Source organism: Tsukamurella sp. USMM236 (genome assembly GCF_037148755.1).
Taxonomy (GTDB): Bacteria; Actinomycetota; Actinomycetes; order Mycobacteriales; family Mycobacteriaceae; genus Tsukamurella.
The window spans coordinates 38673-63827 of the sequence record NZ_JBBCSS010000009.1 but is presented as its reverse complement, the minus strand read 5'-3'; the positions used below and the strand labels follow the sequence as shown (position 1 = coordinate 63827).

Here is a 25155-nt window from a genome sequence, read left to right as displayed (position 1 = left end):
CCGGCGTGTGTGGGATCGTGTCCGCCGAGCGGGCACGATCCCACGCTCGTTCTCAGCCGAGGAAGGGCGCGAGCTGCGGGATCGCGTCCCGGGGGGTCTTGGCGTTGATGCACTCGCCGATCGCCTGCAGCTTCCACTCCCCGCCCTGACGGGCGATCGTGCACATGACGATCCCCGTGTACGGCATGCCGCCGGCCAGCGCGAACCGCGCCAGCTCGACGCCGGTGGTCGAATCCACGAGCCGGCAGTAGGCGTTGTCCACCTGGTCGAAGCGCTGCCCCTGGTACGAGCTCACGATGAACACCAGCGACGTGACCTGCGGCGTCACCGCGGGCAGGTCCACGTTGACCACCTCGTCGTCGCCGTCGCCCGCGCCGGTGAGGTTGTCGCCCAGGTGCTGGATCGAGCCGTCCTTCGACTTCAACTGGCCGAAGTAGACCACGTCCACCGGCTGCTGCCCGGCGAAGAGCACCACCGAGGCGTCCAGGTCGATGTCCTTGGCCTTCGAGCCGAACAGGCCCTGCTTGCGCACCGGGTCCCAGCCGAGGCCCATCGCGATCCGCGTCAGCTGGACGCCGCCGTCCTTGCGCAGCACCACCTTCTGGCCCTTGGTGAGGTCCACGCGCTTGTTCTTGGTCAGGCTGATCTCGCCCGACCCGGCCGCCGGCTGCTGGCCCGCGAGCTGCGCCGTCGGCGTGAAGGGCGGCTGCGGGGCCGGGTTCTGCTGCGGCGCGGGGGTGCTGAAGTAGTCGATCGGGGCGCTGCCCGCCGGGGCCGACGGTGCCGTCCCGCTCGCGAAGTAGTCGATCGGCTGGCCGGATGCCGCGGGCGGCTGGCTCTGCGCCGGCGGGGCCGGGTTCGACGGTGCCTGCGGCGCGGGGGCGGGGGGTGCTGAGGCGGCGGGCGCCGATGTCGGTGCGGCGGCGGGCGGTGCGGCGGGGGCGTCGTCGACGCTGACGCCGTGATCGCGCACGAGATCGGCGAAGCCGCCCGCGTAGCCCTGGCCCACGGCCCGCACCTTCCAGTCGGCGCCGCGCCGGTAGATCTCCACCGCGATCACCACGGACTCGCTGCTCAGGCCGTCGATCGGGTACTCGTACAGCGGGGCGCCCGCACCGTCGGCGACCCGGGCGACGGGCGCCCCGAACCGCCCGAAGGACGAGGAGGCGTCGTCGAGGGTGATGGCGACGCGCACCTGCGCGATGTCGGCGGGGAGGCCGGCGCCGTCGATGCGGAGAGCTCCGTTCGCCAGACTCACGCCGGGGCCGGTGGGCTGGTTGAAGAAGACGAAGTCGGCGTCGGACCGGACCTTCCCGGACTCGGTCACGAGCAGGGCGGAGACGTCGGCGGGGGCGGGGACGTCGACGGTGACGGAGACCGGCCCGGCGGGCAGCGGCCCGTTCTGGCCCTTGGACAGTGCGGTCATCGGATCTCCTTGATCGGATCGGGGACGGGGTCTGCGGTGGCGGCGAGCCACTCGACGATCTCGGCGCCGGCCGCGATGCCGGCGCCCTCGGTGAGCGTGAGGTGCGGGAGCGCGAAGCCCAGCTCCTCGAGTTCGCCGTGCCGCGGGCGGATCGCCGCGTCGGCCGCCTCCAGCAGGTCGGCGTCGAGGGCGCCGTCGCCGGCCGCGAGCCAGGGCGCGCCCGGCTCGAGCGCGCCGGCCTCCTCGAGGCGCCGCCGGACCTCCAGGGCGGCACGGGACTTGGTCACGGGCTCGGGGATCGTGTAGAGCTTGCGGCCCTGCTGCGAGATGCTCCAGCCGAGCGGGGCGCAGTACGCGCGCCACTCGTCGACCACCTCGGCGGGGACGCGCACCTCGGAGACCACGTACGCGAACAGGCCCGGCACCAGGCGCAGGCGCGCGCCCCACTCCGGGGCGAGGCGGGTCTCCAGCTGCGCCGCGATGCGGTCGAGGTCCGCGGGCAGCGCGGCGAGTAGGCCGCGGATGTGGGTCTGCCACTGCGGGTCCGGCGCACCGTCGACGAGGATCTCGCCGCCGTTGGAGCAGATGGCGAAGCGGAAGGGCGCGCCGGGGAGCTGCACCCGGAGGTACTGCTCGGGGGTGCGGGTGGTGGTGGGCACCACCGGCGTCGCGGCGGCGAGCGCGGCGAGGCCCGCGTGCGCGGCCGGCGCCATGTACGACAGCGGCGCGTCGCGGTAGATCTCCACGCAGACCGGGTCGGAGGTGGCGAAGGCCGGGCCGGCGGCGGCCTCCGAGAAGATGAGCGTGCGGTCGAGGTCGCTGGTGACGAAGGCGGTCACGAGTCCTCCTTGATGAGGCCGATGCACGCGTAGGCCAGGCCGGGCACGATCTCCACCGGCACGTCGCGCTCCGCGGCGAGGCGGCGGATGTGCAGGTGATCGGGATCGTCGGGGTCGCGCAGCAGCACCCGCCACGGGACCCGGCGCAGCAGCACCCGGGTGGTCTCGCCGATCCCCGGCTTCACCAGGTTGGCGGTCGTGACGCCGTACTCCGCGCACACCCGCTCCACGGTCGCCCAGCCGGACCAATCGGGCTCCCGCGCAGCGGGATCCGCGGCGAGCCGGGCGGCCTCGGCGCGCGCGGCCGGGGCGGCGCCGTCGAAGGCGTCCGTCACGGTGTCGAGCAGCACGCTGGAGACGTCGTACGGCGCGAGCTCGGCGTAGAACTTGGCGCCGTGGAAGTCCGCCGGCCCGATCAGGTCGGCGTTGAGCACGGTGCGCGAGACCAGGCCGGAGACCGTGGAATTGAGACACGCGGAGGCGATGAGGAAGTCGTCGCGGGTACCGAAGGTGCGCACGCAGTGACCGGGGTCGGCGAGCACCGCGAGGTCCGGGTCCAGCCGGGCGCCGGTGGCGGCGGCGTACTCGTCGAGGGCCGCCGCGAGCTCGCGGGTGATGGCCCCCTTGCCGGTCCACCCGTCGACGAAGACGATCGACGCCGGATCATGATGGGCGACCAGGTGATCGAGCGCCACGTGATCGATTCCGCGGCCGCGCACGATCGACACGGCGTAGTGCGGCAGGTCCAGCCTGTGGAAACGCTGCGCCCAGCGCCGCATGAGGATCCCGATCGGCGTGCCCGCGCGGGCGAGCGAGACCAGGACCAGGTCGCGGCCGCGCTCGGCCAGCAGGAGCTCCGTCACCGTGCCCACGGCCTCGGCGAGGCGCGGCGCGGAGGCGGCGAGCGCCGCGTCGAAGAGCTCCCGGTACTCGGCGCTCGGCTGGTACTCGATGGGCAGCGATTCGGCGTAGTGCGCCTCGCCCGACTGGATCCGCCGTTCCCGCTCGGCGATATCGGCCTCCAGCGCCACGTGGGAGAGGTCCTTGAGCAGCCAGGTCACCTCGTCGGGCGCGTACGAGCCGAAACCCGGTCCCCGCAGCGGCGGCGTCGCGGCGGTCATCGGGCCGCCGCCCGGGCGCGGGCCGCGGCGAGCGCGGCCTGATCCGACGCGGGCACGATCACCGCGAGCACGTCGTGCCCGGCGGCCGTCACCACGTCGAGCAGCCCGCCGGGGGCGCGCAGCCGGTCGGTGTCGGCGGGGGAGTCCGCGACGAAGACGATCCGGGCGTCCTCCTCGGGCCACGCGGCGTTGTACAGGTGCCGGCGCGTCGCCTCCTCGTCCGGCTCGGGGGAGAGGAACTCGAAGCCGCGGCGCAGCGGGTAGCCGTCCTCGTTCCGGACCAGGGCGGGGGAGCGGGTCGTGGTCTGGAAGCGCACCCGGAAACCGCTGCGGGCGAGCGACTCCGCGACGCACAGCGGCAGGTGCATCAGCTCCTCGTGGCCCACCACGATCACGGGCCGGTCGTCCAGCTCGGGCGCGATCGCGGCCGCCACCGCGGCGGCCGCCTCCTCCAGTCGCAGCTGGTCGGCGGCGAGCACGCCGTGCCGGCCCCCGTCGGGCACGTCCTGCGGCCACGCCGCGTGCACCGTCCGCGCTGTGCCCGGGTGCGGCGCGCGGGGATTCGACGGGGTCGCCGGAAGGTCCGCGACCCGCGCGGGCAGGCCGTCGGGCAGCTCGACGGTGCCGTGCGCCAGCGCGACGAAGGTGACGTCGAGCCCGGCCGCGGCGGCGACGCGCTCGTTCTCGACGACGTGCTCCGGCGCGCGCAGGTCGACCAGCGAGGCGACCACGTAGCGACGATGCGGGGCGAGACCGTGCAGCGCGCGGATGGAGTCGAGCGCGGTGGCGCCCGTGGAGATCTCGTCGTCGACGAGCACCAGCGTGTCGGCGGCGGACAGGAGGCCGGGCGAGGTGGGCTGCAGCAGGTGCGAGGTCGCGTGCGAGTGCCCCTCGGTGAACTCGCCGTGGGTGATCGCGCCGGGGCGGCGCGTGGACTGCAGGTACACCGCCGCGCCGAGGCGCGCCGCGACGCAGTGCCCCAGGCCCGTCGCCGTCTCCGCGAAGCCGAAGACCACGCAGGGCCCGTCGAGGCGCTCCGCGACCAGGTCGGCGAGGCGATCCGCCGCCGCCCGCACCGCGGCGGGGTCCGCCGGGATGTGCTTGCCGAGGACCGTCGACACCAGCAGGTGCGCGCGCCGCGGATTGCGCCGCAGGCCCGGCACGATCAGCTCGGCGAGCTCCGCGTCGCCGCGCACGTGCATGCCGAGGTCCGCGCACAGGGTGGGCGCCATTACCGTCCTTCCACCAGCGCGGTCAGCAGGTCGACGAAGCCGACCTCGGGCCGGGTCACCCCGAAGACGTCCGCGCGGATCAGTGTCTGCCGCGCCCAATTGCGGTGCGGTTTCATCTCGTTCATCTTGTTCCGGTAGCTGGAGGCCCCCACGCCGCCCGCCTCGCCGCCGACGATGTCGAGGGCGTCCTCGTACTCCTCGTGGGTCACGGCCGAGAGCGCGTGCACGGCCGCGACGTGGGAGGGGTGGATCACCGTCTTGCCGTGCAGGCCGTTCGCCCGGTCGAGCGCCGTCTCCCGCAGCAGACCGTCGAGGTCGCGGCCCACGAGCTGCTCGCGGAACCGCGCGGCGTGGTTGCGCTCGAAGGGCGTGGCGCGCAGCAGTGGCCGGAACATGCGCTCGTGGTCGGCGAAGTACTCCCACACCGGACCGGTCACGACGAAGCCGCTGCCGTCCGCCCGGCCGAGGCGATTGACGATCGCCGAGATCGTCTCGGCCACCACGTGCACGTCGTAGATCGTGAGGTCGCGGTCGCGGCGGATGCCGAACAACGCCGACATGTCGGTGGCGCCGATCCGTACCGCGAGGACCCGCTCCCGGTGCTCGCGCAGCACGTCGGAGATGCCCGCGAGCTGCTCGTCGCGCGTCTCGCGGTAGACGATCTCGGGCGTCTCGAGCACGGGCATCGCGTACAGCTGGTGCGACGGTGCGCGGTCGGCGATCGCGGCGAGGGCGGCGCCGCCCGCCGCGGCGGTGAACTTCGGGAGGACGACCCCGGTGAGGGCGCGGGCACCGTCGCCCAGGTGGTCCAGCAGCTCGGCGGTCTCAGCGGTGGTGCGCGGCCGGATGAACAGCAGCGGCAACGGATCCGCGGCGTCGGCGAGCTCCGCCAGAGCGGTGGTGGCGGCGTCGATCGCGTGCTGCACGGCATCGTCGGCGACGGCGTCCTCGAGGTCGATGACCATCGAGAGCACCCCGTCGTCCCGGCGCCGGCGGATGGTCCCGGCGAGGTCGGCGCGGGTCGCCGGCACGTACAGGGTGGCGCCGAGGGCGTGCGCGAGCTGCTCGCGCGGCGCGGAGCGGTCGAAGGGCTGCGGCGGGCGGTGGAACAGGCGCGCGCGCACCTCCTCCGGCAGCTGGTCGAAGTGATGCAGGGCGCTGCTCACGCGCGCCCCCGCATCCGGTCCACGGCGTCGGCGATCACCCGGTCGATGTCGGCCAGGGTCTGCAGGTACTGCCAGTAGTCGGGGTGCACGCGCTCGAGGTCCGCGATGGCCCGCTCGATCCGCGCGTGTTGCGCGTCGAGGACGGTGCCCCAGCGATGGACCTGCTGCTTCTGCACCGCGAGGTGCTGCGCGTCGCGGAGTGCGAAGCGGGTGCGGGCGGCGACGGCGGTGGGGTCGGCCTTGGCGGAGCGCAGCGTGCGGAGCCGCTCGCCGACGGCGTTCACCGCGGCGTCGGCGGTGTCCAGGTGGTCGCGGGCCGTGCCCACGTCCTCCAGCGCCAGGTCCGGGGTGCCCTCGCGGAGGCGGAGGGCGGCCGTTGCGAGGGCTGCCTCCGCGGCGGCGGACTCGCGCGCTGCGGTCTTGTCGTTGTCGACGAGGTCGGCGGAGCAGGCCGCGCTGAACTCGCGCAGCAGCGCCGACCGGGTGTCCGTGAGGTCGCTCGCCCGGTTCCGGACCGCTTGGAGGCGGGTGCCGGCCGCGGCAAGGGAGCGCTGGGCGTCGTCGCCGATCCGGGGCGCGGCCTCGACCGCGGCGGTGAGCTCCGCGGCCTTCTCCTGCACCGCCCGGGCGGCCGCGTCGCGCGCGACGAGGTCCGGCGCGGTGTCCAGCTGCCGGACCGCCTCGACCAGTCCGTCGGTGGCCCGGACCACGGGGCGCAGCGTGAGGTAGGGCGCCGTCGACGGTGCCGCCAGCAGGTCGGTGGCGCGCTCGGCCGCCACGCGGGCCGCCTGCTCCTGCGCCGCCGAGCTGGCGCGCGCCCCCCGCGCGACGGTCAGTGCTCGCTCGTGATCGGTGTGGAACCGGTCCAGCACGGAGACCAGGTCGGCCAGCTCGCGCGCGGTGGCGTCCCGGTCCTGCGGTGTGGGCGGGCGCGTGCCGGGCTGGCTGCCGCTGGCCCACAGGTAGCGCTCCGTGGCGCCGCCGAAGCGGTCCCGGATCGTGGGCCACTGCTGCACCGCCGACGCGGTCGGGTTCTGTGCCGACAGCGTCCGGACGTCCTCGTCCAGGGAGCTGAACCGGCGGTCCGCGTCGAGGAAGGCGCTGGTCAGCCCCGTGTCGCCGCCCGCGGGCGGGCTCGGCGGGGTCCCTGCCGGGTCCCCGCCGAACAGCCTGCGGAACGGATTCGCTGCCACGATCTCGGGGAGCTCAGGACTCGATCGTCTGCGAGGTCGACACGGTCGGGCCGTCGGCGACCAGTGCGCCGTCGCCCTCGCCGTCGCCCTCGCGGCGGTTGCGGATGATGCTGGACGCCAGCGCGGCGAGGATCAGCACCACGCCGACGAGGCCCGTGACGAGCTCGGGAACCGGCGTGTAGATCGAGAACAGCAGGATGCCGGCGAGCGCGCCGATGGCCCAGTGCGCGCCGTGCTCGAGGTACACGTACTCCGAGAGCGTGCCCTTCTCCACGAGGTACACGGTGAGCGAGCGGACGAACATCGCGCCGATGAAGCCGAGGCCCAGGGCGATGATGATCGGGTCCGCCGTGATGGCGAACGCGCCGATCACGCCGTCGAAGGAGAACGACGCGTCGAGCACCTCGAGGTAGAGGAACAGGAAGAAGCCGGCCTTACCGGTGGCCTTCGCGAGCTCGGACGGGCCGGAGCGCGCGAGCTCCGCCTCCTCCTCCATCTCCTCGACGTGGAAGAACTCGCCGAGGCCGTTGACCACGATGTACGTGACCAGGCCGAGCAGGCCCGCGATGAACACCGTCTTCGACTCGTCGACGGTGTGCGCCGCCCAGACGCCGGTGGCCAGCAGCGAGACCAGGGCCACGATGATCGAGAACCGATCGAGCTGGCCGATGCGCTGCAGCGGCTTCTCGATCCAGCTGAGCCAGGTGATCTCGCGCTCGGGATCGAAGATGAAGTCGAGGAAGAGCATGAGCAGGAACATGCCGCCGAAGCCAGCGATCTGCGGGTGTGCGGCCTCGATCAGCGTCTGGTAGCTGGCGCTGCCGTCCGGGAAGTAGTGGGCACCGTCGGCCGGCGGGTTGAGCGCCAGATCGAGGGCCTGGGCGGGGTTCAGGCCGGCGGTGATCCACACGATCGCCAGCGGGAACACCAGCCGCATGCCGAAGACCGCGATGAGGATGCCGACCGTGAGGAACATGCGCACCCAGAACTGGCTCATGCGCTGCAGGACGGTCGCGTTGATCACGGCGTTGTCGAACGAGAGGCTGACCTCGAGGATGCCCAGGATCAGGGTGAGGATCAGGGCCTCGGGGCCGCCGTAGAAGAACGCGGCCACGAGGGCGGCGATCGTGACGAAGAAGGAGAGTCCGAAGATGCGGAACACATCGGCCTTTCGACTGAAGGGGTGCGGAGCGCGAGGACCCGGCGTGCGGGGGTCCGCTCGCCGGGTCTACGCGCTGTGGCTCGAGAGGTGCAGTACTAGACGTTGACGCCGTAGTCGCGAGCGATACCCGCGAGGCCCGAGGCGTAGCCCTGGCCGACGGCCCGGAACTTCCACTCCGCGCCGTTGCGGTACAGCTCGCCGAAGACCATCGCGGTCTCCGTGGAGGCGTCCTCGGACAGGTCGTAGCGGGCGATCTCCTGGCCGTTGGCCTGGTTCACCACGCGGATGAAGGCGTTGCGGACCTGGCCGAAGGACTGGCCGCGGTTGTCGGCGTCGTAGATCGAGACCGGGAAGACGATGCCCTCGACGTTCGGCGGGATCGCGGCGAGGTTGACCTTGATGACCTCGTCGTCGCCGTCGCCCTCACCCGTGAGGTTGTCGCCGAGGTGCTCGATCGAGCCGTCCGGCGTCCGCAGGTTGTTGAAGAAGACGAAGTTCTCGGGCGAGGCGACCTTCTTGTTGGCGTCGATGCCGATGGCGCTGGCGTCGAGGTCGAAGTCGGTGCCGGTGGTGGTGCGCAGGTCCCAGCCGAGACCGACGGACACCGCGGTGAGGCCGGGGGCCTCCTTGGTGAGCGAGACGTTGCCGCCCTTGACGAGACTGACACCCATACCTGGTTCCTCCTGGTAGCACGACGACGCCGACCGCCCCCGCGTGTGATTCGAACTATACCGACGTTTCGGATACCCGATCCGGACGAAGTTCGCGAAAGGTCAGATGTTCACGCCGAAGTCGCGGGCGATTCCCGCGAGGCCCGAGGCGTAGCCCTGGCCGATGGCCCGGAACTTCCACTCGGTGCCGTGCCGGTACAGCTCGCCGAAGACCATGGCGGTCTCGGTGGAGGCGTCCTCGGACAAGTCGTAGCGGGCGATCTCCTGGCCGTTGGCCTGGTTCACCACGCGGATGTACGCGTTGCGGACCTGGCCGAAGGACTGGCCGCGGTTGTCGGCGTCGTGGATCGAGACCGGGAAGACCACCGCGTCGATCTGCGGCGGCACGCCCGCGAGGTTGACGTTGATGACCTCGTCGTCGCCGTCGCCCTCACCGGTGAGGTTGTCGCCGGTGTGCTCGATCGAGCCGTCGGGCGAACGCAGGTTGTTGTAGAAGACGAAGTGCTGATCGTCGAGCACCCGCTTGGCGGTGTCCACCGCGAGGGCGCTGGCGTCGAGGTCGAACTCGGCGCCGGTGGTGCTCCGCGCGTCCCAGCCGAGGCCGACGGCGACCGCGGTCAGGCCGGGCGCCTCCTTGCTGAGCGAGACGTTTCCACCCTTGCTGAGGCTGACTCCCATGTGATTCCTCCCGAGAAAAAGGCGACGGCGCACCGCCGCCCGCTGACGTGGTCGCGAAATTCACAGTACGCGATCTCGGGCGCGCGGCGCCGGGTTCGACGGGGCCGCCCCGATGGTGAGCGACGTGTCACTCGCTTTTCACGTCCTTCCGCGCCGATTCGCCGGATTCTTGCAACAATCGACATCGTGACGTCACTCGCACGCGGTCAGAACGCGGCCCTGTCCCAGACCTCCGTCCCGGTCTCCATCTCCGGTGTCGCCCCGGGCTCGGTGGACTTGTTCGCCATCCAGGTCACCGACGACGGACGGGTCCGCAGCGACGCCGACCTGGTCTTCTTCAACAGCCCCACGTCGCCCGAGGGGGCCGTGCGGCTGACCGGACCGGACGTCCTCACCCTCGACCTCGCGCTGGTCCCGGCGTCGATCAGCACCGTCCGGCTCGCCGTCGCGCTCGACGACAAGGTGCCCGGGTCGCTCGCCGCCATCCCCGGGCTGAGCGCGCGGGTCGGCGCCGACGACTGCCCCGCCACCGGCCTGACCAGCGAGCGGGCCGCCGTGCTCGCCGAGGTCTACCGGCGGAACGGGGCCTGGAAGGTGCGCAACGTCAGCGCCGGCTGGGACCGCGGCCTGGTCGCCCTGCTCACCGAGCACGGCGTCACCGTCGACGGTCCGCCGCCCGCCGCCGCGCCGCCCGCGCCCCCGGCACCGTCGTACCCGCCCGCGCAGCCGGCGTACCAGCCCCCGCCGGCCCAGCCGACCTACCAGCAGTCGCCCGCGTACCAGCCGCCCGCGTACCAGCCGCCCGCCTACCAGCAGCCGCCGGCACCTGCGTACCCGCCGGCCCAGCCCGCCTACCAGCAGCCCCCGGCCCCGGCGCCGGCCGCGCCGCCGGTGAACCTCTCCAAGATCACGCTGACCAAGTCCGCGCCCACCGTCTCGCTGGCGAAGTCCTCCGAGCGGCCGACCGGCACCATGCGCGTGAACCTGAACTGGACCCAGGGCAAGAAGGGCCTGTTCGGCGGAGGGAACGCCGTGGACCTGGACCTGGCGTGCTTCTACGAACTCCGCAACGGCGACCGCGGCGGCGTGCAGGCGCTCGGCAACTCGTTCGGCAGCATCGACCGGCCGCCGTTCATCCAGCTCGACGCCGACGACCGCTCCGGCCGGTCCCAGGGCGGCGAGAACCTGCACATCAACCTGGCGCACCTCGACGACTTCGTGCGGATCCTGATCTTCGCCTACATCTACGAGGGCACACCGAACTGGGCGTCCGCGAACGGCGTCGTCACCCTTTTCCCGCCCGGCGGGCCCGAGGTGGAGGTGCGCCTCGACAACCCGGACCGGCGCGCCATCTCCTGCGCCATCGCGCAGCTGCACGTGGTGAACGGCGAGCTCACGGTGACCCGCGAGGTGCAATACATCCACGGCTCGCAGCGCGCCGTCGCCGAGGCCTACAACTGGGGGCTGAACTTCACGCCCGGGAGGAAGTGACGCCCCCTACAGTGGCGGCGTACGAGGACGGGGAGGGGAGCCCATGCAGCTGAGATCGAAGACGAAACGCGTCGTCGAGGCGCACCTGAACAACAGCTCGATCCGCGCGATCAGCGGCTCGATGATCGCCTACGAGGGCCAGGTCAGCTTCAAGTCGGCCGGCTTCGGCGGGGGCGACGGCGTGGTGGCCGGGCTCAAGCGCCGCGCGACGGGCGAGGGCCTCTCGCTCATGGAGTGCACCGGCACCGGGGTGGTGTACCTGGCGCAGGACGCGGCCACCGTCACCGTCGTGGACCTGAACGGCGAGACCCTGCAGGTCGAGTCCGAGCAGCTGCTCGCGCTCACCCCGCAGCTCTCGACCAACGTGACCTTCGCCGGCGTGCGCGGCGGGGCGTCCGGGCAGGGCCTGTTCACCACGACGGTGACGGGGCACGGCCAGGTCGCGCTGCTCTCGCTCGGCGGGCCGCTGATCCACCTCGAGGTCTCGCCGCAGTACCCCCTGGTAGTGGACCCCGACGCCTTCGTCTGCGCGCGGGGGCAGCTCTCGCAGTCCTTCGTGACCGACGTGTCGTGGCGGTCCGTCATGGGCCAGGGCGGCGGCGAGGCCTTCTCCCTGCGCTGGGACGGCTCCGGCGTGGTCTCGATCCAGCCGGCGGAGAGGTAGGCGCGGTGTTCACCAAGGTCAACGGCAAGGTCGTCTCGATCGACCTCACGCGCTCCGGCCCCGTCATCGCACGCCGCGGCGCGATGCTCTTCTACACGGGGAACGTCTTCTTCCAGCCGCACCAGATCCCCGGCATGGGCGGCGGCATGGGCGGCGCGCTCGGCGGCATCGCCGGGATGGCCGGCCGGATGATGCAGGGCGAGCACGAGGCGACCATGGTCGCGCAGGGCAACGGCACCGTGCACTACGGCTTCCGCGGCCTCGAGGTCGAGGTGGTGGAGATGCCGCAGGGCGGCGACCTCCGCGTCGAGGCCTCCCGGCTGCTCGCCTACACCCAGGGCCTGCAGGCCTCGATCGTCTCCACCTCCGCGTCGGGCGGGGGCGGCGGCGGGGGCGGCATTATGGGCGCGCTGCGGTCCGCGGCGAGCGGCGTCGCGACGGGGCAGGGCATGTTCACCACGCAGCTCAGCGGCGTCGGAGCTGCCGCGATCCTCGGGCATGGCGGCTTCATCACGCTGGAGGTCGCGCCGAACCGTCCGGTCACCGTCGACCCGCAGGCCTTCGCCGCGGCGCTCGGCCCGGTCCAGACCAACCTGCGCTCCACCGTGAGCCTACGGAACATGGGCCGCACCGGCGGCGAGGCCTTCCAGCTCGACTGCACCGGTCAGGGTGTCGTCTACGTCCAAGCATCGGAGCACCGCCTGTGAGCGAACTCGACACGGTGTGGAACCCGCACACCCTCCCCGCGGGCGGCGACAACGTCCCGGGCAACCAGTACTCGTACTGCATCGACCTGATCAAGCCCTGGTTCCTGTCCAAGGGCGCGATGATCGCCCACTACGGGCAGATGACCTTCACCTCCCTGCAGCACGGGCTGCAGGGGCAGCTGCTGCAGATGGTGGCGCAGCAGTTCTCGGCGCCGCTGTACCTCGGCGACTACGTCGTGGCCGAGGGCCACGGCAAGCTGATCATCGGCGACCGCGGCAACGACATCAACGCCTACGACCTCGAGGACAACGGCAACCTCACGATCCGCGCCGCGAACCTCCTGGCCTTCGAGCCGAACCTCTCACTGCAGCAGTCGATCGTGCCGGGCTTCGTCACGCTGATCGGCACCGGCCGGTTCCTCGCCTCGTCGAACGGGCAGGTCATGTTCGTCGAGCCGCCCGTGCGGGTGGACCCCGAGGCGCTCGTCGGCTGGGCCGACTGTCCCTCACCGAGCCACCACTACGACCAGGCGTGGGTGACGAGCTTCGTCGCCGCCGCGGGCCGCGCGTTCGGCGTGAGCTCGGGCGAGGAGCGGCAGTTCGACTTCACCGGCTCCGGCACGGTGCTCGTGCAGTCCAGCGAAAAGGTGCTCGACGACCGGCACGTGGTCCGCAACATCACCGGGCAGCTCCCCGGCCTCTCCGCCGGCGGCCTGCGCGAGATCAACGCGTCCGTTCAGCAGCAGCTGGGGCAGCAGCAATAGCCCGGGCCGGCGGTCAGAAGCCGCCGAAGTCGCCCCCGCCGAAGTCCCCGCCGCCGAAGTCACCGAATCCGCCCCCGTCGGAGCCGAAGTCGCCGCCCCCGTCGGCACCGGCGTCGGCGGCGCCGTCGACCCCCGGGTCGGCGAGGACGGCCGGGCCGACCCCGGCCATCCCGACGAACATCGAGCTGAACAGCAGGTAGCTGCCCATGCCCCAGGCTCCGGCGACGAGCGCGGGCTTCCACCAGGGCTCGCTGTACCAGCCCGCGGGCACCGGCCGGCCCGCGACGACGCCGCCGGGGTAGTAGTTCGGGGTGCGGTCCGACGGCGACGGCGAGGCGGTGAGCGCGCGGCCGTCGACGTCGACCGTCCGGTCCTCGGAGACGGAGCCCGCGGTGCGCTGGCCGTCGAGCTCGGGGATGGGCGGGCCGGGGTCCATGTCCATCGCGACCCGCGCGGCGCGCGCGTAGTAGAGGCCCTCGAGCGCGGTCTGCTTGGCGAGGCGGGCCTGCGCGGGCGTGTTCGCGCCCCCGACCTGCGCGCCGGCGGCTGTGTACCGCTCGCCCGCGTCGGCGAGCGCCTGCCGGGCGGCGTCGTTCGAGCCGACGAGGTTGTTCACCTGGCCGGCCAGCCGGTCGATGGCGGCGCGGGCGTCCGCCTGCGCGTCGGAGAGCGCGGTCGACCGGTTCCGGTTGCCGCGGATCACGAGCAGCACGATCAGGGCGAGGACGGCGACGGCGACGAGGATCAGCACGGGGTCCATGACCCGACGGTACCGAGATCGCCCGCTGCAAGGCTGACGAGAAGCTGTGCGATCCGGACTTTTCGCCCAGGGCGAAGGGGGTCGCTCGGGCACGACGAGGGCCCGCCACCCCACGGGTGACGGGCCCTACGACGGTGGCCGGACGTGCCGGCCGGGCGGGGACTAGTCCGCGCCGATGATGAACTCCTCGAGCTGCTTACGCGCGACGTCGTCGGCGATCTGCTCGGGCGGGGACTTCATCAGGTACGCCGAGGCGGGGATCACGGGGCCGCCGATGCCGCGGTCCTTGGCGATCTTCGCGGCGCGCACGGCGTCGATGATGATGCCGGCCGAGTTGGGGGAGTCCCAGACCTCGAGCTTGTACTCCAGGTTCAGCGGCACGTCGCCGAAGGCGCGGCCCTCGAGGCGCACGTACGCCCACTTGCGGTCGTCGAGCCACTCGACGTAGTCCGACGGGCCGATGTGCACGTTCTTGTCGTGCACCTTGCCCGAGAGCGGACCGGTCAGGTTCGACGTGACGGCCTGCGTCTTGGAGACCTTCTTCGACTCGAGGCGGTCGCGCTCGAGCATGTTCTTGAAGTCCATGTTGCCGCCGACGTTGAGCTGGTACGTGCGGTCCAGCGTGACGCCGCGGTCCTCGAACAGCTTCGCCATCACGCGGTGGGTGATGGTGGCGCCGACCTGGCTCTTGATGTCGTCGCCGACGATCGGGACGCCGGCGTCGCGGAACTTCGCGGCCCACTCCGGGTCGGAGGCGATGAACACGGGCAGCGCGTTGACGAAGGCCACGCCCGCGTCGATCGCGCACTGCGCGTAGAACTTGTCGGCCTCCTCGGAGCCCACGGGCAGGTAGGAGACGAGGACGTCGACCTCGTTGTCCTTGAGCGTCTGCACCACGTCGACACCCTCGCCCGGCGCCTCCTCGATGGTCAGGCGGTAGTACTTGCCCAGGCCGTCGAGGGTGTGGCCGCGCTGCACCGTGACGCCGGTGGGCGGCACGTCGGCGATCTTGATGGTGTTGTTCTCGGACGCGTTGATGGCGTCGGAGAGGTCGAAGCCGACCTTCTTGCCGTCCACGTCGAACGCGGCGACGAACTCGACGTCGCGCACGTGGTACGGGCCGAACTTCACGTGCATGAGGCCCGGCACGGTGGCGTCGTCGGCCACGTCCTTGTAGTAGTGCACGCCCTGCACGAGCGACGAGGCGCAGTTGCCCACGCCGACGATCGCGACGCGCACCTTGGTGGAGTTGTCAGTCACCGTTGTTCCCTTCAGTCGGTGTCGGTCTTCGCGTCGGAGCGGGATTCGGCGGCGATCAACTCGTTGAGCCACCGCACCTCGCGCTCCGTCGTTTCCAGTCCCAGCTCGTGCAACTGCCGCGTGTACGTCTCGCTGGTCCCGCCGGCCGCAAGGGCCCGGCGGAGTTCCTCGCGCCGCTCCTCGACCTGCCGGCGGCGACCCTCGAGGATGCGCAGCCGGGCCTGGGCGGGAGTGGCGGTGAAGAAGGCGAGATGCACGCCGAACCCGTCGTCCGTGTAGTTCTGCGGACCGGTGTCGGCGACCAGGGCGGAGAACCGCTCCTTGCCGGCCGGGGTCAGTCCGTAGACACGGCGCGCGCGGCGCTTCGACGGGCCCGGTCCGTCCTCCTCGGCGATGTACCCGGCGTCCTGCGCGCGGCGCAGGGCGGGGTACAGCGATCCGTAGGAGAACGCGCGGAACGGGCCCAGCAGTTCCGTCAGCCGCTTGCGGATCTCGTAGCCGTGCATGGGGGAGTCGTGCAGGAGTCCCAGAACTGCGAGTTCGAGCACTGCTGCCTCCTTCCGTGCGCGGCGTCGAGCGGCTGACGCGAGTGGATCTATCTCATCAATCGATCGGCAGTTGTATCGCGCCGATATATAGAACGATACCTCAGGGGTGAACCGACGATGAACGACAGGCGGCGCGACGCGGGCTCCGGGGCCCGCGACCGGGGCGGACGGTCCCGGGCGGTATGCCCTTGTCGCGGCGTCTCCCGGCCCGGACACGTACATTGGATCCGTGCGGACGCAGAGGCAAACGGTGGACTACGCGCTGCAGCGGCGATCGCTGCTCGCGTCGGTCAACGCCGGGCGCACCGCCGTCAAGGCGGTGTGCGACGCCGATCCGTACCTCTTGCGTGCGGCCAAGTTCCACGGCCGGCCGTCCGAGGTGCTCTGCCCGATCTGCCGCAAGGAGCAGCTGACCCTGGTGTCCTGGGTGTTCGGTGAATCCCTCGGCGACGCCTCGGGCTCGGCCCGGACGGACGCCGAGCTCAGCGAGATGGAATCCACACGGGTGGAGTTCTCCGTGCATGTCGTGGAAGTGTGCAGGTCGTGCAACTGGAATCATCTGGTGCAGTCGTACGTGGCGGGCCTACCGCCGCGACCGCGGCGCAAGCGCCGCGCGGCCCCCGGCTGAACGAGCGGCGGCCGGACCGGCACGGAACGTACGAGACGACGATGAGACGAGCGGAGAACCAGCGGTGACGAACCCGGGTGGCAAGGACGAGCGGAACGGGGCGGCCGGAGGGCCGTCGCGGCCCGGAGGCCCCACCCCGCCGGTTCCGCCGCGCCCCGCGACGCCGCAGGCGGCGCCCACGACGCAGTTCCCCGTGGTCCCGCCGAGCGGCAAGGACGCCCCGGCCCCGCCCGCCGCACCGACCCCGCCCGCCGCCCCGGGCGCGGGCCGCGCACCGTCGAGCCCGGCCCCGTCGAGCCCGGCCCCGTCGGGCCCGGGCGAGCCCCGCACCGCCTATCAGCCGCTCTCCGGCCGCCCCGTCGACGGTGCCGAGCTCGCGGCGGAGGCCGACCGCGGCGCCCCGTCGCGCCCGGCCGCGCCGGCCGAGCAGCCCGTCGTGATCCGCAAGGCGGCCCCCGCCGCGCCCGCCCCCGGCGGTGACGGACCGGGCGGTGACGGCCCCGGCGGCGATGGCCCCGGTGGTGACGGGCCGGGCGGCGGCGACGGTGACGGCCCCGACGAGCCGGACGACGGCGACCATGACGACTCCGACAAGAAGGGACTGCGAGCGCTCGTGAGCGGTTCACTGTTCCGACGCGTCGTGACCGGCGGCGTGGCCGCGGTCGCGCTGATCCTGGTGGTCGCGCTGCTGGCTTTCCTCGTCGGCTACTGGCGCACCGACGTGCCGCAGCCGGGCGAGATCCAGACCAATCAGGTCGCGACCATCGTCATGAAGGACGGCAACACGCCCATCGCGCGCGTCGTGCCCCCCGAGGGCAACCGCGAGATCCTGCCCGCGCAGGACATCCCCGACGTCATGAAGAACGCGATCATGGCCGCGGAGGACCGCGACTTCGCCACCAACCCCGGCTTCTCCCTCAAGGGCTTCGCGCGGGCCGTGTGGAAGCGCATCCCGGGCGTCGCCGGCGACGGCGAGGACGCCGGCGGTGGCTCCACCATCACCCAGCAGTACGTGAAGAACGCGCTGGTCGGCGACGAATCGTCGCTGTCGCGCAAGTGGAAAGAGCTCATCATCTCCACCAAGATGTCCAACTCCTGGTCCAAGGACGACATCATGGCGGCGTACCTGAACACGATCTACTTCGGCCGTGGTGCGTACGGCATCCAGGCGGCGTCGAAGGCCTACTTCAACGTCAACGCCAAGGACCTCAAGGCCGAGCAGGCCGCGCTCCTCGCCGGCCTCGTCCGCGGACCGTCGCTGTACGAGCCCACGACCCACCTGGCCGACGCCACCGGCCGCTGGAACTACGTGCTCGACGGCATGGTCGACATGAAGACCCTCGACCCCGCGCAGCGCGCCAAGCTGCAGTTCCCGAAGACGATCGCCCCGGGGCGCGGCGCCGGCGACGACCTGTCCGCGGGCCCGAACGGCCTGATCAAGACGCAGGTGCTGCGCGAGCTCAAGGACGCCGGCATCGACGAGTCCACGCTCAGCACGCAGGGCCTGAAGATCACCACGACGATCGACGCGCAGGCGCAGGCCGCAGCGGTGAAGGCCGCGGCGAACATGACCGAGAACCAGCCGAAGGACCTGCGCACGGCGATCGTCTCCGTCGACCCGAAGACGGGCGGCGTCCTCGCCTACTACGGCGGCAGCGACGGCAACGGCTACGACCGCGTCCAGGCCGGCCTGCAGACGGGCTCGTCGTTCAAGGTCTTCGCGCTGGTCGCGGGCCTGGAGCAGGGCATCGGCCTCTCCCGCGTCTACTCCTCCTCGCCGTTCAAGGCGCAGGGCGTCACGGTCAACAACTCCGACGGCGAGTCCTGCGGCAGCTGCAACCTGGCGACCGCGATGAAGATGTCGCTGAACACGGTCTACTACCGCCTCATGATGGACCTGAACAACCAGGCCCAGGACGTCGCCGACGCGGCGCACAAGGCGGGCGTCGCCGAGAGCTTCGGCAACATCCAGAAGACCCTGCAGCAGTCCGACGGCAGCGGCGTCGAGGGCGGCGTCGTCCTCGGCCAGTACCAGAGCCGCCCCATCGACATGGCGTCCGCGTACGCGACCTTCGCCGCCGAGGGGATCTACCGCGCGCCGCACCTGATCTCCAAGGTGACCACCGCCGACGGCCGCACGCTGCTGGACCGGCAGAACGATCCGGGCGAGCGCCGCTTCAGCAAGGACGTCGCCAACAACGTGACCGCGGCGCTGCAGCCCATCGCCTCGTACTCCAACGGCAACGGGCTCGCGGGGGGCCGCGCCTCGGCCGCCAAGACCGGCACCGCGCAGTACCAGGACACGGGCCAGAACAAGGACGCCTGGATGGTGGGCTACACCCCGTCGATCTCCACCGCGGTGTGGGTCGGCAACGACAAGGGCGGTCCGATCACCAACGGCTGGGGCGGGCCCATCTACGGCTCGGGCGTCCCGTCGACCGTGTGGAAGCAGACGATGGACGGCGCCCTCTCGGACACCGATTACGAGTCCTTCCCGACCCCCGGCATGATCGGCGGCCAGGCGGGCGTCCCGGTGGAGACCCGGGTGCGGCCCTCGTCGACGGGATCGGCGTCCGCGTCGGCGTCGGCGGGCGAGAGCGGGTCGGCGACCCGAACCGTGCCGGGCCTGCCCGGCGTGCCGCTGCCGACCTTCCCGTGGGACCCGACGACGCAGCCCGGCGGCGGCAACCCGACCAACCCCGGTGGGCAGACCACGCGGCCCCGGCCGGGCGCCGGGACCGGTAACGGCAACGGGACGGTCCCCGGCAACGGCGGCCGCACGGTGGCACCGCGGGTGACGAACCCGGTGCCGTGACGGAACCCCGCGCGACGGCCCCGGAGGCGGACGACGACGATCGCCTCCACGTCAGCCCCGGCCCGTTCGACCCGGCCACGGTCATCGAGCCGGACCGGGACGTGCCCAGTCACACGGATGCCGTCGCGCGGGACTTCTCGACGGTGCTCGGCGGCCCGGTGGGCGCGCACGCGCTCGTCGGCTTCCAGCGCTTCTTCACGCCGCTGCGCCTGATCCTGCTGGTGGCGGTGCTGTTCCTGGCCCTGGGCTGGACCACCAAGGCCGGCTGCCTGCAGCAGAAGTCCGACGGCGGGCAGCTGGTGCTGGACTGGTCGGGCAACCGGCCGTACGCCGCGATGTGCTACTCGGACACCGTGCCGCTGTACGGCGCGGAGCGCCTCAACGAGGGCCTGATGCCCTACGTGACCCAGTTCTTCGACACCGACCCCACGGGCGCCCGCCAGGAGCGCTACATGGAGTACCCGGTGCTCACCGGCATGTACCAGTACGCGTCCATGAAGGTCGCCAAGGTGTGGGTGACCCTGCACGAGAAGTGGGGCGTGCCCGCGGCGATCGAGGTGGTGCTGTTCTTCACCGTGGCCGCCGTCGGGCTGGCCCTGTTCTGGCTGATCGCCGTGTGGGCCACGACCCGGTTAGCCGGCGGCGCGGCCTCCCCGTCGCGCCCCGCCGCGCGCCGCCCGTGGGACGTGATGCTCATGGCCGCGTCGCCGCTGGTGATCGTGCACGCCTTCACGAACTTCGACGCGATCGCCGTGGCCGCGATGGCCGTGGGGATGCTGCTGTGGTCGCGCGAGAAGCACGCCTGGGCCGGACTGGTCCTGGGGCTGGGCACCGCGGCGAAGCTCTACCCCGCCTTCCTGCTGATCGTGCTGTTCTTCCTGTGCCTGCGCGCCGGCCGGCTGCGCCCCTGGTTCACGGCGACGGCGGTGGCGCTGGCGACGTGGATCGCGGTGAACCTGCCGATCCTCGTGGCCGCGCCGCGCGGCTGGTGGGAGTTCTTCCACCGCAACTCGATCCGCGCCGTCGACATGGACTCCATCTACGCCGTGATCAGCTCCTTCACCGGCGGCTGGGTGTTCGGCGGCCAGGGCCCGCGCGGCGGCGCCTCGTCGCTGGCGAACGGGATCACGCTGCTGCTCTTCGTCGCGGTCATCGCGGGCGTCGGCTATCTCGCGCTGAAGGCGCCGCGGCGGCCGCGCGTCGCGCAGCTCGCCTTCCTGCTGGTGGCCGGCTTCCTGCTGGTGAACAAGGTGTGGAGCCCGCAGTACTCGCTGTGGCTGGTGCCGCTGGCCGTGCTCGCGATTCCGCACACCCGGATCCTGCTCGCCTGGATGACCATCGACGCCCTCGTCTGGGTGCCGCGGATGATGTACTTCCTCGGCATGCAGAACAGGGGCCTGCCGGAGCAGGCCTTCACGGCCACCGTGCTCCTGCGAGACCTCGCCGTGATCGGCCTGTGCGCGCTGGTGATCCGGCAGATCTACCGGCCCGACGAGGACCTGGTCCGGTCGACGTTCCCGGGCCCGTACTCGCCGCCGCTCGACGACCCGGCGGGAGGCGTGCTCGACGGTGTGCCGGACTCCTCCTCGCTGCGCAGCCGCAGCGCGCAGCGCGGCAAGTACCAGATGAAGACCACCAGCAGGGCGGCCCGGCCCCAGACGCCGATCCAGACGCCCCACTGAACCCACCAGGTGATGGGCAGGTGGGCCGCGTGCTCGGAGAAGTAGTTCCACACCGTGAGCTCGAGGCTCAGGTCGAACAGCAGGTACGCCGCGATGAGCCGCCAGTCGACCTTGAGCAGGATGAAGAAGGGCAGCAGCCACAGCACGTACTGCGGCGAGTGCACCTTGTGGAACAGCATGAACGCGGCCAGGATCGCGCCGCTCACGCCGAGCCACGGGTACACGCCGGTGCTCCGGTAGCGCAGCCAGCCGTACACCAGCAGCGCCGCGATCGAGATCACGATGAGCAGCGGTGAGACGGAGGAGACGAAGGCGTCGTAGTCCTTCGGGTCGTCGAAGGCCTTGAGCACGCCCCAGTACCAGATCGAGTTGGTCGACAGGTCGGCCGTGCGCAGCTCCTGGAATTTCAGCGACGCCCGCCAGCCCTCGAAGCCGAAGACCATGAAGGGCACGTTGATCGCGACGGCCACCACCACGGCCGTCGCGGCCGTGGCCGCGGCGCCCACCCAGTCGAGCAGGCGCCAGTCGACGCGGGCGCGCCGCCCGGGACCGTCGGGCAGGGCGACGGTGCCCGACCTGCCGTGGGTGAGCACGTACAGCACCAGCGGCGCGACGAACAGGCCCGGATAGATCTTGAGGTCGAAGCCCACGGCGAGCACCGCGGCCGTGGCGATCGCGGGGATCCGGATCGACCCGCCGGTCCTGTCGGCCCAGGCCATGATGCCGAAGCCGACGGTCGCCGCGGCGACCACCGGTAGCTCCATGTTGTGGAAGGCGTAGAGCGCCAGCGGCGGCGCCACGGCCCACAGCGCGGCGGTGCGGCCCGAGACCTTGGCCAGCACCCAGCCGGTGAGCAGCCCGAACGGGGCCAGCAGCAGCGCCATGTGCAGGAGGAACTCGGCGTCGTTGTGCGCGCCGATCGCGCCGACCCAGAACAGGAGGCCGCTGAGCACGGGGTACTCGATGGCGCCGCCCTGCAGCTTGCCGTCGCCGTCGATCCAGCCGGTCAGGTACGGGAAGACGTGGTTGTTGACCTCGCGGCCCGTCCACAGGAATTGGATGTCGGAGTAGCAGATCCGGCCGGGCGTCGACGCGAAGCCCTCGGAGCGGCCGAACTCGTCGAAGGGCGCGCCGGTGCACTGCGCCTTGATCTGATAGCCGATGACGAGCGCGAGAACGGTGAGACCGAGCACGGTCCACGCCACCCGATCTGGGCGGAAACTGGGCCGGGACATGCGCCCCACCCTATCCGCCTGCGCGGACGGCCCAGGTCGACGGTGCCGTCACGATCCGCACGCGAGGAACTGCAGCGGGTTCGCGTTCCACACGCCGTGGATCACCAGCAGCGGCCACATCACGCGGTACCGCAGCCACAGGAAGCCCAGGAACAGCCCGCTCACGCCCTGGTTCGCGAGCACGTTCATCGCGTCCAGGGGTAGGTCGCCGGAGCCCTGGATGGCGACGTGCCAGGACGCCCACACCAGCGCGGAGAGCGCGACGGCCGCCCACGGCCCGAGCACCGCGTGCCAGCGGGTGAGCAGCCACCGCCGGTAGAACACCTCCTCGAGCAGCGCGTTGATCGCGAAGCCGACGAGCAGCAGGAGCGCCGCATCGAGCAGCGGCACCCCGGCGAGGAAGTTCTCGCTCCGGTCGCTCAGCGCCAGGTACACGGCCAGGTAGGCGATCACGGCGGGTACCGGCGTCCACCCGGCCCGCGCCGTCGGGTCCGGCCAGCGGCGGCCCCACCGCCGGTCGAGCGCGAAGACCGCGGCCGGCACCGCGAGCAGCAGCCCCAGCTTGAGCGCCGTGTACTTCGGCTCCTCGGGGCCGAGCACGATCAGCGCCGCCGCGAAACCGACGCCGCAGGCCAGCAGGATCCAGGCCTGGGGCCGCGGGTTCGACGGTGCGGCCGTCCCGGTCCCGTCCGCCGCCGTGCCGCGCGCGCGGACGGCGAGCGCGACGAGCAGGCCCGCGACCACCGGGGCCCAGGGCTGCCACCACGGGATCGTGTCCGGCGAGTCCGCGGTGTACCGCAGGCCGCGCCCCGTCGTCGCGGCGACCAGGGAGGAGCCGGCGATCGCGCCGATGCCGAGCACCGCCACCGTCCGCCCCGCCCACGCCTTCACGCCCCTACTGTGCGTGCGGCGACGAGGAATGTCCAGACCTGTGTTAACGATCTTGTGCCGCCGGTCGATCAGGGGGTAGCCGGATCACGGGGAGACGGTGGGGAAGATCTGTCATGCATCGATCGATCGGAATCGCCGCCGCGCTGCTGTGCGCCGCGGGCCTGGTGGCGGGGTGCGGGGACGACGGCCCGTCGGCCGCCCCGACGGTGACCGTCACCGCGGGGCCGAGCGCGACCGTGGGCGCGCAGGGGCCGGGCACGGGCGCACCGTCGGGCGGGACGACGGTGACCGCGACGGCCGGTACGACCCCGGCCGCCCCGACGCCGCTGCCGGTCACCGGCACGGGCGTCACCCGGGTGGTCACCGAGTCGGGGAAGACCACCTGCAACGTATACGCCGAGTACGTCGACTGCCAGTCGCCGGACTTCGGCCGCACCTACCGGACCGAGGCGGGGCAGCCGGCCACCGGCTTCCGTTACTCCGTCAGCGGGCTGGAGTGGCACTACGGCAACATGTCGGTCGCCACCCCGGCCACCACGGTCCGGTACGGGCACGTCTACACGGCGTCGGGGTGGACGATCGCGGCGTCGGCGGGGAAGACGGTGTTCACCCGCGGCACCCGCGGCGTGAGCGTGGACGTCGCGAACACCACGACCTTCTGAGCCGCGGCGCTCAGCGCCCGTAGAGGTGCTTGAGCATCATCCGCACGGAGTTCATGTCGCGCTCCTTGCGGGTGAAGGAGAGCAGGTCCATCGGGAGCGCGAACTTCTGTGCGGCCACGGACTGGGGCCGGCTGAACTCGCGGAGCCCGTCGGCGCCGTGGATCCGGCCGAAGCCGGAGTCGCCGATGCCGCCGAAGGGCAGCGCGGGCACGGAGGCGAAGGACAGGAACGAGTTCACCGCGACGGCGCCGGTCCGCAGCCGGCGGGCCAGTTCCTGGCCGCGGGCGAGGTTCTTCGTCATGATCGCGGCGGAGAGTCCGTACGTGCTGTCGTTGGCCTTGTCGATCGCCTCGTCGATGTCCTTGACGCGGGTGACCACCACCGTGGGGCCGAAGGTCTCCTCGGTGACGGCGGTCGAATCGTCCGGGACGTCGACGAGGAGCACGGGCTGGACGGTGCGCTCGCCGACGGACTCCCGGCCGCCGACGAGCGCGCGGCCGCCGCGGCTGAGCGCGTCGTCGATGTGCGAGGCGATGATCTGCAGCTGCTTGGGCATGGTCGCGGGGCCGTAGTCGACGCCGTCGGACTCGCCGCCGTGGATCTCGCGGGACGCGGTGGCCAGCTTGTCGACGAACTCGTCGTACCGGTCCGCGACGACGTACACCCGCTCGACGCCGGCGCAGGTCTGCCCGCCGTTGCCGTAGGCGCCGAACGCCGCGGCCTTGACGGCGCCGTCGATGTCCGCGTCGGCGTCCACGATCATCGCGTCCTTGCCGCCGCCCTCGATCGTGACGGGCGTGAGCGTCTCCGCGCACGTGGCCATGACGGTGCGCGCGGTGCGGGCCGAGCCGGTGAACGCCAGCTTGTCGACGCCCGCGCGACAGAGCGCGGCACCGGTGTCGCCGTAGCCGTGCACCACCTGGAGCATGGGCTGGCCGGGGCAGGCGGCGGCCCAGGTGTCGGCGAGGAACCGACCGACGGCCGGCGTCAGCTCGCTGGGCTTGAAGACGATCGCGTTGCCCGCGGCGAGGGCGTACGAGATCGAGCCCATCGGGGTGTAGACGGGGTAGTTCCAGGGCCCGATCACGCCGATCACCCCGAACGGCCGGTGCTCGACGGTGGCGGTCAGGTTGGCGCCCATCATGCCGGTGCCCACCTTGCGCCGGCCGAGCACCTTCTCGGCGTTCTTCGCGGCCCAGTCCAGGTGGACGATCGCGAGCATGACCTCCAGGAGCGCGTCGTCGTGCGGCTTCCCGGTCTCGGCGGCGACGACGCCGGCCAGCTCCTCGGAGCGGCGGGCGAGCTCGCTGCGGAAGCGCAGCAGCCAGTTGCGCCGGGCCTTGGGCTCGAGGCCGCCCCACCACGTCGCGGCGCTCCGGGCGGTGTCGACCGCGGCGACGACGGCCGCGGCGTCCGCGATGGGGAAGCGGGCGACCTCCGCGCCGGTGCGCGGGTCGGTCGAGATCAGGTCGCCGGTCGCGGTCTTCGACGGTGCGGTCATGACGGGTCCTCCAGGATCGGAACAGGTATCTGACGAATATGTTAGAGACTGTTCTCTCA

General features: G+C 72.1%; 22 protein-coding genes and 1 pseudogene. 8 read left to right on the top strand and 15 right to left on the bottom strand.

The genetic code is table 11. The features are described from left to right. Positions 1–52: 52 nt before the first annotated feature. The 9 genes from WFK95_RS22465 to WFK95_RS22425 all read right to left on the bottom strand — a co-directional run bounded on the left by WFK95_RS22465 (position 53) and on the right by WFK95_RS22425 (position 9488). Positions 53–1426, bottom strand: coding sequence for a TerD family protein (locus WFK95_RS22465; protein WP_336672047.1), 1374 nt, complete (start codon positions 1424–1426; stop codon positions 53–55). Then, positions 1423–2265 carry an HAD family hydrolase gene (locus tag WFK95_RS22460; protein WP_336672046.1) on the bottom strand — a complete coding sequence of 281 codons (843 nt, stop codon included), beginning with the start codon at positions 2263–2265 and terminating at the stop codon, positions 1423–1425. The genes WFK95_RS22465 and WFK95_RS22460 overlap by 4 nt, the downstream gene beginning before the upstream one ends. Beyond that, on the bottom strand, positions 2262–3386 hold the full coding sequence (locus WFK95_RS22455) for a cysteine protease StiP family protein (protein WP_336672044.1): 1125 nt from the start codon (positions 3384–3386) through the stop codon (positions 2262–2264). Before WFK95_RS22455 ends, WFK95_RS22460 begins: the two co-directional genes overlap by 4 nt. Further along, positions 3383–4618 (bottom strand): phosphoribosyltransferase family protein, encoded by a 1236-nt coding sequence (locus tag WFK95_RS22450; protein ID WP_336672043.1) that lies wholly within the window; start codon positions 4616–4618, stop codon positions 3383–3385. The genes WFK95_RS22455 and WFK95_RS22450 overlap by 4 nt, the downstream gene beginning before the upstream one ends. Then, entirely contained in the window at positions 4618–5772 is a 1155-nt protein-coding gene (locus tag WFK95_RS22445) for an HpcH/HpaI aldolase/citrate lyase family protein (RefSeq protein ID WP_336672087.1), read from the bottom strand. Before WFK95_RS22445 ends, WFK95_RS22450 begins: the two co-directional genes overlap by 1 nt. Positions 5773–5780: 8 nt before the next feature. Beyond that, positions 5781–6977: a hypothetical protein gene (locus WFK95_RS22440; protein ID WP_336672042.1), complete on the bottom strand. Its 1197-nt coding sequence runs from the start codon at positions 6975–6977 to the stop codon at positions 5781–5783. Positions 6978–6990: 13 nt separating this feature from the next. Further along, positions 6991–8139 carry a DUF475 domain-containing protein gene (locus tag WFK95_RS22435; protein ID WP_336672041.1) on the bottom strand — a complete coding sequence of 383 codons (1149 nt, stop codon included), beginning with the start codon at positions 8137–8139 and terminating at the stop codon, positions 6991–6993. 95 nt (positions 8140–8234) lie between these two features. After that, positions 8235–8810, bottom strand: a complete 576-nt coding sequence (locus tag WFK95_RS22430; protein WP_224652068.1) for a TerD family protein — start codon at positions 8808–8810, stop codon at positions 8235–8237. Between the two features lie 102 nt (positions 8811–8912). Further along, entirely contained in the window at positions 8913–9488 is a 576-nt protein-coding gene (locus WFK95_RS22425) for a TerD family protein (RefSeq protein ID WP_224652065.1), read from the bottom strand. Between the two features lie 186 nt (positions 9489–9674). Between WFK95_RS22425 and WFK95_RS22420 the strand changes: the two genes are divergently transcribed. Genes WFK95_RS22420 through WFK95_RS22405 form a run of 4 tightly spaced genes read left to right on the top strand, consistent with a single transcriptional unit; the run spans position 9675 to position 13114 of the window. Next, entirely contained in the window at positions 9675–10979 is a 1305-nt protein-coding gene (locus tag WFK95_RS22420; protein WP_336672040.1) for a TerD family protein, read from the top strand. Positions 10980–11022: 43 nt separating this feature from the next. After that, positions 11023–11643 (top strand): AIM24 family protein, encoded by a 621-nt coding sequence (locus tag WFK95_RS22415; protein ID WP_224652119.1) that lies wholly within the window; start codon positions 11023–11025, stop codon positions 11641–11643. A gap of 5 nt (positions 11644–11648) precedes the next feature. Beyond that, positions 11649–12350 (top strand): AIM24 family protein, encoded by a 702-nt coding sequence (locus WFK95_RS22410; protein WP_224652117.1) that lies wholly within the window; start codon positions 11649–11651, stop codon positions 12348–12350. After that, positions 12347–13114: an AIM24 family protein gene (locus WFK95_RS22405; protein ID WP_224652116.1), complete on the top strand. Its 768-nt coding sequence runs from the start codon at positions 12347–12349 to the stop codon at positions 13112–13114. The genes WFK95_RS22410 and WFK95_RS22405 overlap by 4 nt, the downstream gene beginning before the upstream one ends. Before the next feature lie 13 nt (positions 13115–13127). Here the strand turns inward: WFK95_RS22405 and WFK95_RS22400 are convergent, their stop codons facing one another. From WFK95_RS22400 to WFK95_RS22390, 3 genes are all read right to left on the bottom strand, one after another. After that, a complete protein-coding gene (locus WFK95_RS22400; RefSeq protein WP_224652113.1) occupies positions 13128–13874 on the bottom strand; it encodes a DUF1542 domain-containing protein in 747 nt (248 codons plus the stop codon). Positions 13875–14036: 162 nt separating this feature from the next. Further along, on the bottom strand, positions 14037–15134 hold the full coding sequence (locus WFK95_RS22395; RefSeq protein WP_336672039.1) for an inositol-3-phosphate synthase: 1098 nt from the start codon (positions 15132–15134) through the stop codon (positions 14037–14039). A gap of 11 nt (positions 15135–15145) precedes the next feature. Next, positions 15146–15682, bottom strand: coding sequence for a PadR family transcriptional regulator (locus tag WFK95_RS22390; protein ID WP_068526204.1), 537 nt, complete (start codon positions 15680–15682; stop codon positions 15146–15148). A 229-nt stretch (positions 15683–15911) separates the two neighbouring features. Between WFK95_RS22390 and WFK95_RS22385 the strand changes: the two genes are divergently transcribed. The 3 genes from WFK95_RS22385 (at position 15912) to WFK95_RS22375 (ending at position 20807) form a co-directional block, all read left to right on the top strand. Continuing rightward, positions 15912–16310 carry a DUF5318 family protein gene (locus tag WFK95_RS22385; protein ID WP_068526203.1) on the top strand — a complete coding sequence of 133 codons (399 nt, stop codon included), beginning with the start codon at positions 15912–15914 and terminating at the stop codon, positions 16308–16310. 64 nt (positions 16311–16374) lie between these two features. Then, complete coding sequence (locus WFK95_RS22380; RefSeq protein WP_336672038.1) at positions 16375–19125, top strand: transglycosylase domain-containing protein; 2751 nt, start codon at positions 16375–16377, stop codon at positions 19123–19125. Continuing rightward, positions 19122–20807 carry a glycosyltransferase family 87 protein gene (locus WFK95_RS22375; RefSeq protein ID WP_443081586.1) on the top strand — a complete coding sequence of 562 codons (1686 nt, stop codon included), beginning with the start codon at positions 19122–19124 and terminating at the stop codon, positions 20805–20807. Before WFK95_RS22380 ends, WFK95_RS22375 begins: the two co-directional genes overlap by 4 nt. A gap of 149 nt (positions 20808–20956) precedes the next feature. On the opposite strand, the pseudogene WFK95_RS22370 reads toward WFK95_RS22375, so the two are convergent. Both WFK95_RS22370 and WFK95_RS22365 read right to left on the bottom strand, forming a co-directional pair. Beyond that, positions 20957–21526 (bottom strand): annotated as a pseudogene (locus WFK95_RS22370) (hypothetical protein); the annotation flags it as partial. A gap of 564 nt (positions 21527–22090) precedes the next feature. Then, positions 22091–22933, bottom strand: coding sequence for a CPBP family intramembrane glutamic endopeptidase (locus WFK95_RS22365; RefSeq protein WP_336672037.1), 843 nt, complete (start codon positions 22931–22933; stop codon positions 22091–22093). 113 nt (positions 22934–23046) lie between these two features. Here WFK95_RS22365 and WFK95_RS22360 point away from each other — a divergent pair, with 113 nt between their 5' ends. Then, positions 23047–23595, top strand: a complete 549-nt coding sequence (locus WFK95_RS22360) for a hypothetical protein (RefSeq protein WP_336672036.1) — start codon at positions 23047–23049, stop codon at positions 23593–23595. A gap of 10 nt (positions 23596–23605) precedes the next feature. Here the strand turns inward: WFK95_RS22360 and WFK95_RS22355 are convergent, their stop codons facing one another. Beyond that, complete coding sequence (locus WFK95_RS22355; RefSeq protein WP_336672035.1) at positions 23606–25096, bottom strand: aldehyde dehydrogenase family protein; 1491 nt, start codon at positions 25094–25096, stop codon at positions 23606–23608. Positions 25097–25155 lie beyond the last annotated feature (59 nt).

What these genes read in the sequence shown, in the direction of transcription:
- WFK95_RS22355 (WP_336672035.1), bottom strand. Translation starts at nt 25,096, where the DNA reads ATGACCGCACCGTCGAAGACCGCGACCGGCGACCTGATCTCGACCGAC.
- WFK95_RS22360 (WP_336672036.1), top strand. Translation starts at nt 23,047, where the DNA reads ATGCATCGATCGATCGGAATCGCCGCCGCGCTGCTGTGCGCCGCGGGC.
- WFK95_RS22415 (WP_224652119.1), top strand. Translation starts at nt 11,023, where the DNA reads ATGCAGCTGAGATCGAAGACGAAACGCGTCGTCGAGGCGCACCTGAAC.
- WFK95_RS22425 (WP_224652065.1), bottom strand. Translation starts at nt 9,488, where the DNA reads ATGGGAGTCAGCCTCAGCAAGGGTGGAAACGTCTCGCTCAGCAAGGAG.
- WFK95_RS22455 (WP_336672044.1), bottom strand. Translation starts at nt 3,386, where the DNA reads ATGACCGCCGCGACGCCGCCGCTGCGGGGACCGGGTTTCGGCTCGTAC.
- WFK95_RS22450 (WP_336672043.1), bottom strand. Translation starts at nt 4,618, where the DNA reads ATGGCGCCCACCCTGTGCGCGGACCTCGGCATGCACGTGCGCGGCGAC.
- WFK95_RS22400 (WP_224652113.1), bottom strand. Translation starts at nt 13,874, where the DNA reads ATGGACCCCGTGCTGATCCTCGTCGCCGTCGCCGTCCTCGCCCTGATC.
- WFK95_RS22430 (WP_224652068.1), bottom strand. Translation starts at nt 8,810, where the DNA reads ATGGGTGTCAGTCTCGTCAAGGGCGGCAACGTCTCGCTCACCAAGGAG.
- WFK95_RS22465 (WP_336672047.1), bottom strand. Translation starts at nt 1,426, where the DNA reads ATGACCGCACTGTCCAAGGGCCAGAACGGGCCGCTGCCCGCCGGGCCG.